This window comes from Vineibacter terrae (genome assembly GCF_008039615.1).
In the GTDB taxonomy this organism is placed as follows: domain Bacteria; phylum Pseudomonadota; class Alphaproteobacteria; order Reyranellales; family Reyranellaceae; genus Vineibacter; species Vineibacter terrae.
In genome coordinates, this window is the sequence record NZ_VDUZ01000131.1 from 1 (window position 1) to 541 (window position 541).

Annotated in this window: 1 protein-coding gene; it reads right to left on the reverse strand. The window is 70.1% G+C overall.

Annotated features, from left to right (window positions below; translation table 11 throughout):
* A partial coding sequence (locus FHP25_RS40525) for an autotransporter outer membrane beta-barrel domain-containing protein (protein WP_147852697.1) occupies window positions 1–541 on the reverse strand: 541 nt, incomplete at both ends.

Consider the following 541-nt stretch of genomic DNA (forward strand, 5'->3'; position numbering starts at 1 on the left):
CGCTGGCGTGGATCTCGCCCGACAGCAGGTCGAAGGCGCGGCGGATGCCGGCGGTGTCAGGCAGGTTGGCGACGGCGTCGAAGATGGGATTGCCGGCGCCGAGGCTCTCGACGCCGCTGCCGGCGGTGCACTGGTTGCGGGAGGCGGCGACGCCGCAGAACGTCACCGCGTTGCGCGCGACGTCGAGATAGACGTTGCTGGGATCGTAGCTCAGCGCGAGGTCGAACAGCGGCAAGCCGGTGCCCGCCGCCACCAGTCCAGCGAAGGTGCCGTTCACGCTGCCATTGGCGGTGAGGATGGTGTAGCGCGTTCCCGCTACATAACCGCCGCCCGTCTTTGTGACCTGCACCGTGCCGCCGCCGAGCGTGGCGGTGCCGGTGGCGACGATGCGGTCGGCGTTGTTCGCGGCATCGATCTCGACCAGGTAGGTCGAGCCGGCGGCGAAGGCGACATTGCCGGCGACGTTGAGCGTGTCCGGAGAATTGCCCGGAGAGACCGTGCCGCCGGCGTTGGCGGTGAAGCCGCCGATGGTGCCGCTGCC